Genomic DNA, 12967 nt, shown 5'->3' with positions numbered 1-12967 from the left:
CTGTACGGATCGACGGATCCGATAACGCCTTTGCAAGATCAGCGACCTTGGAGCGGCAGCGGAAAAACCCCTCATTGGTGCGCATTGCAATGAAGGCCAGAGATGCAAACTACACGAGCCTAGAATAGAAAGTGTCCGTTTGAGCCGCAAGAGTGCAAAGCGTGAAAGACGCTGTGTTCAAAAACTTGATAGTAAATTCGAATCCGAAAGAAATTTGCCCGAGTTGTCAATGCGCGCTTGAAAAGCGACATTGATGTCCAAGGGCTATCTAGTTGGTAGCTTTATTGGATGGTTGAACACTTTACCTAGTTAAGCTCAAGCGACCTGCACTTCTCTCTCCGGCCAGAACTCGTCGACTATGACATAGGCGACAATTACGAAGAATGCGGCCCCTGCGACTTGCAAAACGCGCGTAATACTTTTGACGTCGGCCTCATCCGAAAATGGCGCAATCGACCCACCATAAACGATCAGGACAGTCGTCAACGCCGAGCCGGCTGCCGCGGCGAGAGCGGCCTGAGACTTTCCAAGCGCTCCGAGGGTGAAGCAGAAGAACAGACATAACAAAATTGGCGTCAGAATAACTGGTGCGATCACGTTTACTTCATAACAGATGATCGACACCGCAGCTCCAAGCAGGTTTGCTGTCAACATCGCTTTAGCGACGGTCTTACCCATTGAAGGCATGGCTGCCAGTTGCTGACTCAAAAGGGCGACGAAGAACAGAACCAATAGGGCAGATGCGCCAGATAGAAAAAACACCATGGCAAATGGCACAGTCACAAGTGACATTCTGACGATCCGCCGGTGCGGATCAAATACGGGTGGCGCGTCAGCTTTCTTCTCGGCGGCTGATTGAAAATTTGCTGGGATCAGCACAAACATCAGCGTCGATACGAAACCTGCAAATAGCAAGTTTATCGGTATCCAGAACACGAGCACAAGCGCTAGGTCCTGCGATTGGAGGGCGAGGTTCGGGATCATCAATGCCCCCATAAGCGCTATGACACCAGGTAGAACACCAGCCCCTGAAACTGACCACATGAAGGACAGGATGATCCCGATGGCCACCAGAATAAGGAATACCACTGGGTAGGGTGCGAAGATCGACGACAACAGAAATGAGATGAACATCAATCCTATCGAGAAAACAAACAATTTGGTGAATGCTGCTAACGGCAGCGCAGCGGGTGCTTGCAGGAAGAGCGCAGTGAAAACTGCCCCTACAACCGCCAAGGGCCATCCTAAAAACAGGCCCAAGGTAAAGACGCCGGTCACACCCAAGGCGAGCCTGAAAATGGATTTCCGGCCCTCAATAGGCATAGGAAAGAATCGAAACCAAACGGATATAGGTCTGGCCGACCATGTTCAGCAGGGAATTGTCGCTCAGATACATGATCACGTCGGCCTGCCCGTTAAGTTGGAAGCGTAGGTCGTCTTCGGCGCTTCCGGCCTCATACCCCGGCAGCACGATCCGAACAGGGAACCGTTCTGGTTCGCGTAGAAACCCTTTGGTACTTGGCGGGCTCGCCAACTGGCCGGGTTCATCGCCTCCGCTCAAAGATACAGCCGCGCTGAAGCTCTCAATAACACCCGGGACGATTTTACCGGGGTGCATATCCAACACGACATCGACAGGAGAACCTATTGCAGCTCGGCCTAAGTTATTTTCAGTAAAATACGCCTCAATCCAAACGTCGGTTGCATCCAGGAACGTCAAAAGGTCCTGACCAGATCGTGCGTATGTACCAGGGGCTATCAACAAATTGGATATGACACCCGTCGCCGGAGCGCGAAGTTCCGTCCACTCGAGGTTTAGCTCTGCATCTGCCAAGGCTGCCAATGCGCGTTGTATTTTTGGATTTTCGATCCCGTCGTCACCCAACCTCTGCTTTGCTTTTTCCAAATCCGCTTTAGCGTTCTCATAACTTGCCTCAGACTCTGCCAATTGACCTCGGGCATCATCGGCTTTTGAGACGGCGATCAATCCCTTTCTTTCCAGCGCAAACACGCGCTCTGTTTGAATCCGCATCGTATCCAGATCGCTCTGGGCCCGGGCCAATTTGGCTTGCGCAGCCCTCACCTCTGCCGAGGATGCGCCCACTTCCTGCGTAGCGGCTTCCAGATCAGCTTCGGCCTTGTCGCGTTGAATTTCGTAGGGCCTGGGGTCAATCCGAACCAGAACATCACCTGCCGAGACAACCTGTCCATTTTCGACAAGAACTTCGGTCACTGTACCGGTGACCTGTGGAACAATTTGGGTCGCGACGGCCTTTACTCTGGCATTCCCGGTAAACGGGGTTTTGCGGTCCGCGACAAGGTACCAGACGAGGAAAATAAGAATGACGGCCAAAGTGGTCCAAATCGTCTTTCTCATTTCGCCGCTCCTTCAGCTTCACTTTCGGCTTCTGCAGGCGCATCGATCCAGACCTTGAACAGTTCATAGAATACAGCGAACAGAACAGGCCCCATAAAAATTCCGATCAAGCCATACGCCATCATGCCGCCGAGAACACCGATGAGGATGACTAGCATAGGTGTCTCAAGGCCTTTTGAGATAAATACTGGCCTTAGGAAGCTGTCCATTATCGCTACGGGAACGGCCAGTACGGTGAAGATCAACGCTGTGCCACCGGACATGGTGCTCCAGGCGTAGATGACCACTGGCAGAAGAACCAAACCGGGTCCAATCTGGATAATCGAAAGGATCAGGCAAATAAACGCCAGCGTCGCGGCCGAACCAATCCCGAACAGCGCCAACAATACCCAAACTACGACCGCCTGAATCGCAGCTACGCCAATCACACCCTTTGTCACATTGCGGATCGTCGCGCCTGCCAGTGTAACGAATTCGCCGCCCCGGGGCGCAAAGACTCGGTTGGCAAAACGCTGAAGGCCTTGCACAAGACTTGGGCCAGGGCTGAACAAGGCACCCATAATCAAGACGGACAAAGCCAGTGCCAAGAGCCCAAGTCCGATGCTCAGCACCCGTCCGAACAGCGATTTGGTGATCTCAAGAATCTGCGCGCCGTATTTGGCAAGCGCGCCATCAAGGTTTCGTTCAAATAAGCCCCAAACTTCAGAAATCTTGTTGCCGACCAGGGGCAGCTCTTTTAGCCCTTCTGGTGCCGGTGGGACTTTTAGCTCGCCGCTGTCAGCTTGCTCTGCAAACTCTGATCCAAGCTCGGCTGCCCCCGATACCGCTGTTGCGACCGGCCCCAAAGTCAGAAGAAGACCCAACAAAACCAAAATCGTCGTAGCAAGTTTCTTCCGCCCGCCCAACTTGGACTGTAGCCAATCGAAAACTGGATAGAGTGCGACGCATAGAATCGTCGCCCAGATCACCACGCTTGCCAGCGGTGCCACCATTACCAAAGCGCTGTAAAGGAATAGTCCGAGAAACAGCAGTCTTATCGCGAGATCGACAATCTTCGCGTCCTGGGTCTTTTCCATACCATCCCTCCAATATTTGTTTTCTGAATGTTACACTCAAAAAACGAAATATGTATATTTTTAAATTGGAGGGACCTGCAGAAACCTGAATTCTCTCGTAAATTCGTATTTCAGAGGCCTGGTCTGTAGATGTATAGCCTGCGTATGAAATTGCGTTGGCTCATTGGAGCAAAAATTAATCGTCCCCTTTGGTGTCATCTTGGGACAGGATTGTATCCGCCACCGTGGTCGCTGCAGTCACGAAAATGCCGAGCCCCACGATGATGTAGAACATTGTAAAGATTTTGCCTGCTGCGGTTTCAGGAGAAAAGTCGCCAAACCCTACAGTCGATATTGTCACAACAGAAAAGTAGATGGAGTCGAGCCAACTCCAACCTTCGACATAGCGATAGAATACAGACGCCCACAGGATCATACCGGTTGTGAAGGCCAGAAGGCCTTTGACCCTGCCATCTTTAAAGGCGACGCCTATTCCTCGCGTAATTCTGGCTATCGAATTCATAAAACGACAATATCAAGGTAAAAACAAATATATACTATTTTTTGAATTTTTTCGTACTAGCCCGAAAATCTTGTGCGCTCTCACCGCGCGTATCGTGCGGAAATTGTAACCGACTGTTCGCCCAACCGCTTTGGGACTACTCGGTTCTGTTTTTACTCTATTGGCAGTTTCGGCAATGGTGAAATGCGATACCTGCAACGAAAGGCTAACGGAAATTTCAAGTTCATACTGCATCAGCGAAATCCACTTTCCCAATGTCAGTAGGGTCCGCTAACAGGGACTGCACAGTCTGTTTTTGAATGTCCGGTTCGGGCTGTATTCTGTTACAGGCGACGGTGGAACGTGGTTCCCCGCATTCACCATGAAGCGAAATCCTTTTACTTTGCCCTGAAATTTTGTTTCGTAGCTTGGCCAAAAAGCGAAATTTCATGACAGCGTACGCGCGATGGTTTAGGTTTTTACTTTAAATAGAATATCCAAGTCTCGGTGGGCTCCTTGGAACAAGTTACCTTTACGTTTGAGATGGGTGTGGTTTGCGTTTTGTTGGCCTTCACCGTCTTCTTGTTCGTGTCAGAAATTGTCAGAATTGACCTCTCCGCCATACTGGTTCTGGTTCTCGTCGGACTTCTCAGCTACGTACCCGGGCTTGAGAACCTGGCGGATGTTTCGCATCTGTTCGATGGGTTTGCGTCGAACGCTGTGATTTCTATTATCGCGGTCATGATCGTCGGTGCCGGATTGGATAAAACTGGTATCATGAACAAGGTTGCGGCGGTCATTCTAAAATATGGCGGCACGGCTGAAAGCCGGGTCCTGTCGATTGTGTCAGGAACGGTCGGCATCATATCCTCATTCATGCAGAATGTCGGAGCGGCTGCGTTGTTTTTGCCGGTCGTCAGCCGCATTTCTACGAGGTCGGGAATACCCCTGTCCCGCCTGCTGATGCCCATGGGGTTTTGCGCCATTCTTGGCGGCACGATGACTATGGTCGGGTCTTCTCCGCTGATTTTGCTGAACGACCTGGTCCAGACTGCAAACGAGGGGCTACCTGAAGGCCAAAAAATCCAACCCTTCGGGCTGTTCTCGGTAGCGCCAATTGGCGCGGCCTTAATCCTGACCGGGATCGGTTATTTTCTTCTGTTTGGGCGTTGGGTGCTGCCTGAAGACACCGGGTCCGACAACACCGGCACAGGACAGGGTACGCAGGAATACCTGCAACGGGTTTACGGCTTGCAGGCGGATATTTTCGAAGTGATCGTGCCAGAACAAAGCCCGTTGGTCGGGCAGATACTGGCTGACATCAACCATGAAAATCATCTCTACATAATATCCACATTTTATCGCGGTAAGACTTCCATGGTTCAGGTTCTTACCGCCGAGATTGCCGCTCCGTGCCGGCTTGCCATCATAGGGAACCGCTCGGTTGTCGAACAGTTTGCAGAGAAATTTGGTCTGACTGTTCTTCCTGAACTGGATATCTTCGTAGAAGAGTTTGCGCCAACCAATGCCGGAATAGCCGAAGTCGTCGTGACACCTGATAGCAAGCTGATCGGGAAATGCCCCCGCGAGCTTTTGTTCCGAAAGACGTACGGCATGTCATTGCTTGCTATTCATCGAGGAGAAGAAACTCTCAGTCACGTCGAGACTGATACGCACGCGTCCACTCAGATCGGACTTGAAGAGTTTCACGCAGGCGACATGCTTGTCGCGCATACGAGGTGGGACAACCTGATGCGGGTCAAAAAGGATCCAGACTTTGTGGTTGTGACAACAGATTTTCCGCAAGATGAGCTACGGCCTCAGAAGGTCGGTTGGGCTTTGGCCTTCTTTGCAATATCGCTGTCGCTGATACTGTTCACCGACGTTCGCTTGTCCCTTTGCCTTCTGACGGGCGCCGCTGGAATGATGCTCACGCGGGTACTCAGTGTCGATGAGGCATACAGGGCAGTCGGATGGAACACGGTTTTCCTGCTGGCATGCCTGATACCTCTGGGGCAGGCGGTGCAAAATACCGGCACCGCAGCTTGGATCGCCCAGCAAATCATGATCATTTTGAACGGTTGGCCGATTTGGGCGCTTCAAGCCGGTGTCGCAATATTGGCCACCGCGTTTTCCCTGGTTATGTCGAATGTCGGGGCAACCGTGCTGCTCGTGCCCCTTGCTGTTTCAATTGCCGTAGCTGCCGGCGGAAACCCTGCGGCCTTTGCGCTAACAGTTGCAATCTCGACCTCGAACAGCTTCATCATTCCGACTCATCAGGTAAACGCACTGATTATGGGGCCCGCGGGTTACAAGGTAATGGACTTTGTGCGTTCCGGGGGCATCATGACCGTCCTGTTTTTGTTGGTTTCCTTGGTGATGCTCAATGTGATTTTCTGAACCGACTGACGGGAACAGATATCAAACTTTAGGCACCAAACCAAAACCTAACGATGCCGGTTTTAACTTTTTGCCGCTTACCGGGTTTCACTGGTCATCTGAACTCGCCCATGCCCAATCTGTCTTTTTTAGCCGAGAACTTTCACGAGTTTGGCACGCTCGGTGCGTCAATTGCATTGCAAAGTTCAAACCCGAATTGGAAAGCACGCGGGTCACAACAAATTCGGTCCCGACCTTCAAACGGATTGCTATTTTGCGTCCCGTTGAACGTCCGAAAAGCCGGTTGGATGGCAGACACGGATCCCGGCGCTTAAGGTCCGGTTTTCTCCTCACTAACAATTTCACTAAGAGTAACGGTTTTGTGAGGCTCATCGGTTCATGACTAGCTAATCAACTAGTTGAATCAGAATTAGTATTTTCAACAGAGACTGATTGTGTTGGGTGGCGAGTATGTATTCACTATTGTTTTCTATTTGGGCATCTCTTCCGTTTGACTTTGGCCAAAGGGCTGAACACTGCTCTAGGGCAGTGGAACAAGCACTCCTCATAGCTGGGCTTCTGACTGTTCCGGCGACGGTGTTTTCTGCGGAACATCAATTAGAGGACGGCACGACCGTCGCGCCGCTTGAGATGTTCCAGGAATGCGATGTCTGCCCCGAGATGATCGCGCTTCCCGAGGGTGAGTTCATGATGGGTGGGCCTCCAGGGGAATCTCGGCGAACCAAGTATTTTGCTGATGGAAAAACGCGTACCGCTACGCCGGAGGCTCCTTATATCGCAAAACATGAGGGTCCGGTTCACCGTGTAGAAATCGACATTCCAATTGCAATGGGGCGCAACGAAGTAACCTACGATCAATGGATGGCGTGTGTCCAAGATGGGGGCTGTGGCGGGATCGTTCCGCAAAATTGTATTCCTCAGATCGATGGTTCCTGTGTGTCATTGACCGGAAATTTCCCGGTTATCTACGTCTCGTTTGAAGATGCGATTAGTTATACGAATTGGCTTAATCAAAAGGTTGGAGCCGAGGTCTATCGGCTGCCAACCGAGGCTGAATGGGAACACGCCGCGCGGGCGGGAACTCAGACGTCCTTTGCCCAGGGCGAAGAGGTTTCTACTGATCAGGCAAACTTTAGCGGTTCCGCGACCGCGAAGATGTTGGGAGTAGATCGCCATGATCTGGTCTCACGCCGGCTACCTGTACAGGTTGACCAACTCAATGCCGCGAACGCGTGGGGGCTAAAGCATATGTCAGGCAATGTTGCGGAATTGACGATGTCTTATTGGTCCAAGAGGTACGAAGGGTGGCGGACGTCCAGCCGTTATTTTCAACACGCTGTTTCGACTGTGTGCGAATCCAATGTCGTTCGAGGTGGAGCTTACGGCCTCGCAATGGACTATGTACGGGCGGGCTCTCGTGGACGTGTCATAGGCGCGAGTCGGGTAAGATTTGCTGGGTTTCGGGTAGTTAGAGAATTAAGAACTCACGAATAAAATTTAGAGATAAGATATGACTTGTTTCCATGGTGATAGAGATCCCCACACAGCGAATGGTCCATTTGCGGGGCTTCCAACGAGCTTAGGGGAACCTGTACGGACAACTGCCTAAGTCCGCGTTTTTTGGGCTCACGTGATCGCATCAATCGCCCCTTGAACATAGTCCCAAAGACAGAGGCGACCGAGGAAGAGACTTCCAAAAAACTGCAATAAAGCTCAGCGCAACGACATCAATTCATAGTCCCAAAAAAGGGATAGATAATTTCTGAACGCATCTCGTTCTGCTTAGATTGACACCGTCAGACAAAGCGAAAACACGCTTTCAGTTTCGCCTAAACTTTCCTTAATCGTTCAGAATAGCAGCCTTAACTTCCGCCTCCTTTATCTGTTGTACGACATCAACAGGACACTAGGAATTGGAGGAATTTCCATGGCCAATACTCATGCCGCCCCAGCGCTGAAAAACGTTTTTGCCGGGATGATAGCAGACTATGCAGAGGCACGGACCGAGCTCTTTCGGCGGCGGATTTTCGCAAAGACCGTGCGGGAGTTGGAAAGCCTGAATGATGCACAGTTGGCGGATATCGGCGTCCCGCGCGCCGAGATCAAACAGCGCGCTTACCAAAGTGTCTATCGCGGCGTTTCTTACCACAACTGACATGGCCCTCGACCAGCTCAAAGTAGCAAAGAAGGAAGGACCCTGAATATGTTTGATGACGTTTCATTGAATGGCAGGCTGACCCCGGCCGAAAGCGCATTGTTGCTGTTCGACAGAGCGATGAGGATCCAGGCAATCAGAGCCGATATCGTTCGTGCCGCACAATATCTGGACGGGTTCAGTGATCGCAAACTCTCAGAGCTAGGGATCAATCGCAGCGATATCGAAACAACAATCGACAGGTATATCTGACCGCATCACGCAGGGTTGGATAGCGTCTTATCGAAAAAGCCATTCCGGGGTCCTTGGAATGGCTTTTCAAGCTGAACGGTCAGTTGCAGTGGGTCTCTATCTGTAGGTGCTGTGCCAGCCTGTCGATCTCGGCCATCCATGTTTCCACGAGTTTCGGGTCACTGGGTGCTGCGTGAACCCCGGCTGGAATGGCCCGGTTTAGAACCGCTTCGACGGCTAGTGACACCGGCACTGAGACAAGGCGCGCCATCGCCGTGCCCCGCGCGTCGCCCCACGCGTCCATGACGTAGGTTTTGTGCCAGACAGGAATGCCGTCCTTCTCGGCCTTCAGGCTCACGCACAGAACCACGCGGTCGGGCTCGCCCTCGTCATAGGCGTTCTCGGCCCAGAACTGATCCGACATCTCTTTCAAACGCGCATCGCCTTCGGGGCCCGAGAGGGTCTCGATTTCGGTAAATACGTCCGACCAGGCATCAGCCCAGCCGTTCAGGCGCAGGGTGCCGCGGACGAATTCCTTGACGGTCCAGTGATCGTCGAACTGGTACTCGGCCATGAACGGCAGAGAATCCCGGTTGGGATAGACCTCAAAGCTTTCGGGAGCGGGTAGCGGTGCAATATAGCTGGTGATGGCATCCCACGGGCGGGCAACGTCCAGCGGCGCGTAGTCGCGGATGGATTTTGACGGCGACCGCAGGGCTTTCAGAACGCCCAGAGGCGACCAGCTGAATTTATAGCGGAACGGGTTGGGGTTTTTGGGGATGCCGCCGCAATAGGAGATGAAGCTCAGGTGGTTTTGCGCGTCAAAAGCATCCGAGGCGCGGTAGTCAGCGACCAATGCGTGCGCCATCAGGTGGTCGATGCCCGGATCCAGCCCGACCTCGTTGACAAGGGCAACACCCGCTTCGCGCGCCTTGTCATCAAGCGCGCGCATTTCGGGGGCGATATAGGATGACGACACAAAGTTCGCGCCTTTGGAGATCGCCAATTCGGCTAGCGGTACATGCCAGTCGCCGGGTAGCATGGATACGATCACATCGCCCTTTTCCAACACCGCGCCCAAAGCGTCTATGTTAAATGCGCGAATGTCATCCGTCAGGTCGCCGACCTCAGCCTTGGCCTTGTCGATGGTCCGGTTCCAGACGGTGACTTTGTGACCGCCCTCGATCAGGCGGCGCAGGCCGGGGATGGCCGACAGGCCGGTGCCACACCAATGGATGGTCATTCGTATGCTCCTTTTTGGCTTTCAGCCGAATTTAAGTTTCGCAGTTACAATCGCACCGACAAGCAGGATCGATATCACATTGCCAAGGATCAACGGCAACGCAGCGATCATCAGCCCATAGATCAGCCACAGTGTCAGCGTGGTCAGAATCAGCAAGTTGGCGGGAAGGGACAGGTCTTTTGTTTCGCGGGTGCGCCAAGTTTTGAGAGTTTGAGGCAACCAGCATACTGTTCCCAAAATTGCCGCTGTTGCCCCGATCAGGTGTTCCATGGTTCGCCTTGCCTAACAATGTTTGACGAATTCGGCCCGTGCGCGGCCCCAGACGCCGCTGTCCAGATCGGTCAGGGTCAGCAGGGAGGGCAGCAGTTGCGTGGCATAGTCTTCCGAGCTTTCGACCGGCAGCATCGAGGGCAGGTTGTCGATGGCCATCACGTCCATCACCGGGTCGGTGGCCACGCGCAGTGCGGGGGCGTCCCATGTGGTCGCCCGGTCATAGACTGGCACTGGGTTATAGTCGCTGTCCGGATCGCAGGCCACGTCTCCGATGGCGGTCAGGTTGCGCTGTGCGCTGAGCGCCTCGCGCGGGACAAAGATCGGCGTGCCGGGGCGAGCGAAGATGCAGTTCAGGAACAGATCATGGTCGAGGATCTCGGGGAAGGGTCCACCGCTGGCGGTCTCGGCCATGTCCCACTTTGTAACAGTGACTCCCATCGCCTCGCACAAATCCGCAGCACCCGTGCCCACGCGGCCCAAGGCGCCGATGACGATAGCACGGGGGCGGGTGCCCGTGGCGTCCAGCTCGGCCAGCAACTCGGCGTTTAGCGCGTCTTTGTTGGGGTACACCCCGACCGGAGGGCATTCCTGCCCCCGCTGCTGCGCAACCCATGTTTTCAGCGTCACCGCCGCGCCCGCATAACCGGCCCAATAGCCAAAGGCAGCGACCCGGCGGCCGTCTTCGTCGACCAGATATTCCAAATCATAAAGCGTTCCGCCCCCGGTCTTGAAGCGCTCTAATAGGGCGCGTCCAGAATGCTGGCCCTTATAAGCATGGCCGAACATGATATGGCGATGGGGCAGGGGCGTGCCGTCCTCTGGCAGTTCTTTAAGGCCAAAGATTATCGCGTCCAGCGGGGCTTGGGGCCAGGAGTTCTCAGCTGCGACCTCACACCCGGTCGCCTTATATCCGTCCAGCGGGATGGCGCGGGCCGAGCTTTCCTCGACCGTCACGCGGATGCCTGCGGCGATCAAAGCTGCGGCGCCTTCGGGGGTCAGCCCAACCCGTTCTTCGTTCGGGCGCTGTTCTGCCCGGACCCAGAGATGTGTCATCGTCGTTCCTTTTTCAGAGCATTCCGGCAGCGCGTACGGTCTGCACCGATGCCCGCGCCTCCATCGCGTCTCGGAACGCGACAATCTTGGGAAAGGCTGTAACGTCAACGCCGTCGCCCTCGAGCCAACTGCAGACCACATACAGATAAGCGTCCGCCAGCGAGAACTCATCCCCCAGTACAAAAGGCCCACGCAGCCCGTTCGAGGAGATATAGTCGCAGGACGCGGTCATCGTCTGCGCTACCTTACCCTGCATGTCTTTCCAGCTGGATTGCTTGTCAGCCCACCGCGCCCCGCGCATCTTGTGGGCGTGGTTCACATGCATGGTCGAGGCAAGGTAATACATCACCTCGCGCATCCGCGCGGCCATGATCGGATCAGAGGGCACAAGCCCGGCCTCGGGCGCTATGGTTGCGATATAGTCCAACAGTGCGCCCGTTTCAGTCAGGATACCTCCGTCTACTACCAGCGCTGGCACACGACCCTTAGGGTTGATTTGCTTGTAGGCGGGTTTGGTCTGCTCACCGCCTGCGAAATCCAGCTTGATCGCCTCGTATTCCAGCCCGGCCTCTTCCAAGGCGATGGCCACGGCGACTGAAATCGTACGGGGAGCATAGTAAAGCTGCATGAAGGGCCTCCTTACAGGTGGGTCTGGGCGTATTGCCGATCGGGTGCTTCCAGATGCGGCACTGCATTGAACAGCACCGGGCTCAGCTGCGCACCAATTGGGTGCAGACGATGCATCGACGTATTCATGATGGCAAGCGCCACACGCGCCATCGCCGGGATATCCAGCCCCATCGCCTGCCGCACGACCATCGAGATCAGCCCGCCTGATGTCACCACAATCGCAGGGCCCCCTGCGGTTCCAATATCGTGCAGAGCGTCGCGCACGCGGGTTTCGAAGGTCTCAAACGTTTCTGGTGCGTTGGCGATTTCACCACTCGCCCACGCGGCGAATGTGCGGGGCAGGTGTTCCACAAACCCTTCGCGGTCTGTGGGCACGGCCACGTTGTGTTGTGTTTCATAGAGCTTGGCGATGTTGAAATACTCGATCTCGTTCAAACGCGGATCTTGCACGGGGTTCGGAAAACCCATGCTGGCCGCTGTTTCCAAATGGCGTTTCAGCGTTCCTGAATAGACCCGAGGAAAGTTGGCTTGTGTGTCGCGCAGATGCGCCCCCAGCCAACGCGCTTGCTGATGTCCCAGTTCGCTCAGCTTGTCGTAATCAGCTTCGTCCCGCGCGGCGGTATTGGCCTGACCGTGGCGTATCAGAGTTATATGTGACATGTCCGTCCCTTCCGGGGCGAAGTCTTATGACAGCTTGAACCGAGGGACCAGAGGCTTCGGACTTGAACCAGGGAATTTCACCCTTTGGCGCGCGCTTTGCGGGAAAGCAGAAATGACTTGGGTTGCATCGGCAATTTCAAGTGTTGCGTAACGGAAAAAAGTTTCCTATACGCTACAAAACTGCTGTATGCGCCCGTATACACCTCTGGTTTCACCTACCGAGTTGGGTCTTGTGTTTAAGGTTGTTGACTTGCGGCTGAGACCTCGAAAGCTTGTGGTGAGATCATGTTGAGCGACCAGCGCAAATAACGCGGCGGTACGGGATGCCAGGTTTTGAAAGGTTATAGATATGACATTACCGCGGCGCACGCCTTTGTATGACTTGCAT

13 protein-coding genes are annotated in these 12967 nt (G+C 54.0%); 4 read left to right on the top strand and 9 right to left on the bottom strand.

Annotation, left to right across the window (positions count from 1 at the left end):
- Nucleotides 1–315 precede the first annotated feature (315 nt).
- The 4 genes from GOV79_RS22090 to GOV79_RS22075 form a co-directional block, all read right to left on the bottom strand.
- Nucleotides 316–1323, bottom strand: coding sequence for a DUF2955 domain-containing protein (locus GOV79_RS22090; protein WP_170791776.1), 1008 nt, complete (start codon nucleotides 1321–1323; stop codon nucleotides 316–318).
- Nucleotides 1313–2377 (bottom strand): HlyD family secretion protein, encoded by a 1065-nt coding sequence (locus tag GOV79_RS22085; protein WP_170775834.1) that lies wholly within the window; start codon nucleotides 2375–2377, stop codon nucleotides 1313–1315. The genes GOV79_RS22090 and GOV79_RS22085 overlap by 11 nt, the downstream gene beginning before the upstream one ends.
- Nucleotides 2374–3453, bottom strand: coding sequence for an AI-2E family transporter (locus GOV79_RS22080; RefSeq protein WP_170787525.1), 1080 nt, complete (start codon nucleotides 3451–3453; stop codon nucleotides 2374–2376). The genes GOV79_RS22085 and GOV79_RS22080 overlap by 4 nt, the downstream gene beginning before the upstream one ends.
- A gap of 175 nt (nucleotides 3454–3628) precedes the next feature.
- Complete coding sequence (locus GOV79_RS22075) at nucleotides 3629–3955, bottom strand: potassium channel family protein (RefSeq protein ID WP_170775830.1); 327 nt, start codon at nucleotides 3953–3955, stop codon at nucleotides 3629–3631.
- Nucleotides 3956–4450: 495 nt separating this feature from the next.
- On the opposite strand from GOV79_RS22075, the gene GOV79_RS22070 reads away from it, so the two are divergent.
- The 4 genes from GOV79_RS22070 to GOV79_RS22055 all read left to right on the top strand — a co-directional run bounded on the left by GOV79_RS22070 (nucleotide 4451) and on the right by GOV79_RS22055 (nucleotide 8741).
- Nucleotides 4451–6334 (top strand): SLC13 family permease, encoded by a 1884-nt coding sequence (locus GOV79_RS22070; RefSeq protein ID WP_408015526.1) that lies wholly within the window; start codon nucleotides 4451–4453, stop codon nucleotides 6332–6334.
- A 450-nt stretch (nucleotides 6335–6784) separates the two neighbouring features.
- The gene (locus GOV79_RS22065) at nucleotides 6785–7828 is read left to right on the top strand and encodes a formylglycine-generating enzyme family protein (RefSeq protein WP_170791775.1); all 1044 of its coding nucleotides are present in this window, start codon (nucleotides 6785–6787) and stop codon (nucleotides 7826–7828) included.
- Nucleotides 7829–8261: 433 nt separating this feature from the next.
- Nucleotides 8262–8489, top strand: a complete 228-nt coding sequence (locus GOV79_RS22060) for a DUF1127 domain-containing protein (RefSeq protein WP_170791774.1) — start codon at nucleotides 8262–8264, stop codon at nucleotides 8487–8489.
- A gap of 48 nt (nucleotides 8490–8537) precedes the next feature.
- Nucleotides 8538–8741: a hypothetical protein gene (locus GOV79_RS22055; protein ID WP_170775824.1), complete on the top strand. Its 204-nt coding sequence runs from the start codon at nucleotides 8538–8540 to the stop codon at nucleotides 8739–8741.
- Between the two features lie 79 nt (nucleotides 8742–8820).
- Here GOV79_RS22055 and GOV79_RS22050 read toward each other — a convergent pair whose 3' ends face one another.
- The 5 genes from GOV79_RS22050 to GOV79_RS22030 are packed head-to-tail and all read right to left on the bottom strand — an operon-like array spanning nucleotide 8821 to nucleotide 12579.
- A complete protein-coding gene (locus GOV79_RS22050; protein ID WP_170791773.1) occupies nucleotides 8821–9963 on the bottom strand; it encodes a saccharopine dehydrogenase family protein in 1143 nt (380 codons plus the stop codon).
- Nucleotides 9964–9984: 21 nt separating this feature from the next.
- Entirely contained in the window at nucleotides 9985–10233 is a 249-nt protein-coding gene (locus GOV79_RS22045) for a SemiSWEET family sugar transporter (protein ID WP_170791772.1), read from the bottom strand.
- A gap of 12 nt (nucleotides 10234–10245) precedes the next feature.
- Nucleotides 10246–11289 (bottom strand): saccharopine dehydrogenase, encoded by a 1044-nt coding sequence (locus tag GOV79_RS22040; protein WP_170791771.1) that lies wholly within the window; start codon nucleotides 11287–11289, stop codon nucleotides 10246–10248.
- 13 nt (nucleotides 11290–11302) lie between these two features.
- Entirely contained in the window at nucleotides 11303–11917 is a 615-nt protein-coding gene (locus GOV79_RS22035; RefSeq protein ID WP_170791770.1) for a glutathione S-transferase family protein, read from the bottom strand.
- A gap of 11 nt (nucleotides 11918–11928) precedes the next feature.
- Nucleotides 11929–12579 carry a histidine phosphatase family protein gene (locus tag GOV79_RS22030; RefSeq protein WP_170791769.1) on the bottom strand — a complete coding sequence of 217 codons (651 nt, stop codon included), beginning with the start codon at nucleotides 12577–12579 and terminating at the stop codon, nucleotides 11929–11931.
- Nucleotides 12580–12967 lie beyond the last annotated feature (388 nt).

The sequence above is a fragment of the Ruegeria lacuscaerulensis genome (assembly GCF_013034745.1).
GTDB classification, from domain to species: domain Bacteria; phylum Pseudomonadota; class Alphaproteobacteria; order Rhodobacterales; family Rhodobacteraceae; genus Ruegeria; species Ruegeria lacuscaerulensis_B.
The sequence above is the reverse complement of the archived record's forward strand: the minus strand, read 5'-3'. Positions and strand labels throughout refer to the sequence as shown.

Bases quoted from the DNA above. Each gene is read 5' to 3' on its own strand.
- GOV79_RS22065 (WP_170791775.1), top strand. From the start codon at position 6,785: ATGTATTCACTATTGTTTTCTATTTGGGCATCTCTTCCGTTTGACTTT.
- GOV79_RS22045 (WP_170791772.1), bottom strand. From the start codon at position 10,233: ATGGAACACCTGATCGGGGCAACAGCGGCAATTTTGGGAACAGTATGC.
- GOV79_RS22060 (WP_170791774.1), top strand. From the start codon at position 8,262: ATGGCCAATACTCATGCCGCCCCAGCGCTGAAAAACGTTTTTGCCGGG.
- GOV79_RS22050 (WP_170791773.1), bottom strand. From the start codon at position 9,963: ATGACCATCCATTGGTGTGGCACCGGCCTGTCGGCCATCCCCGGCCTG.
- GOV79_RS22075 (WP_170775830.1), bottom strand. From the start codon at position 3,955: ATGAATTCGATAGCCAGAATTACGCGAGGAATAGGCGTCGCCTTTAAA.
- GOV79_RS22035 (WP_170791770.1), bottom strand. From the start codon at position 11,917: ATGCAGCTTTACTATGCTCCCCGTACGATTTCAGTCGCCGTGGCCATC.
- GOV79_RS22055 (WP_170775824.1), top strand. From the start codon at position 8,538: ATGTTTGATGACGTTTCATTGAATGGCAGGCTGACCCCGGCCGAAAGC.
- GOV79_RS22090 (WP_170791776.1), bottom strand. From the start codon at position 1,323: ATGCCTATTGAGGGCCGGAAATCCATTTTCAGGCTCGCCTTGGGTGTG.
- GOV79_RS22080 (WP_170787525.1), bottom strand. From the start codon at position 3,453: ATGGAAAAGACCCAGGACGCGAAGATTGTCGATCTCGCGATAAGACTG.
- GOV79_RS22040 (WP_170791771.1), bottom strand. From the start codon at position 11,289: ATGACACATCTCTGGGTCCGGGCAGAACAGCGCCCGAACGAAGAACGG.
- GOV79_RS22030 (WP_170791769.1), bottom strand. From the start codon at position 12,579: ATGTCACATATAACTCTGATACGCCACGGTCAGGCCAATACCGCCGCG.
- GOV79_RS22085 (WP_170775834.1), bottom strand. From the start codon at position 2,377: ATGAGAAAGACGATTTGGACCACTTTGGCCGTCATTCTTATTTTCCTC.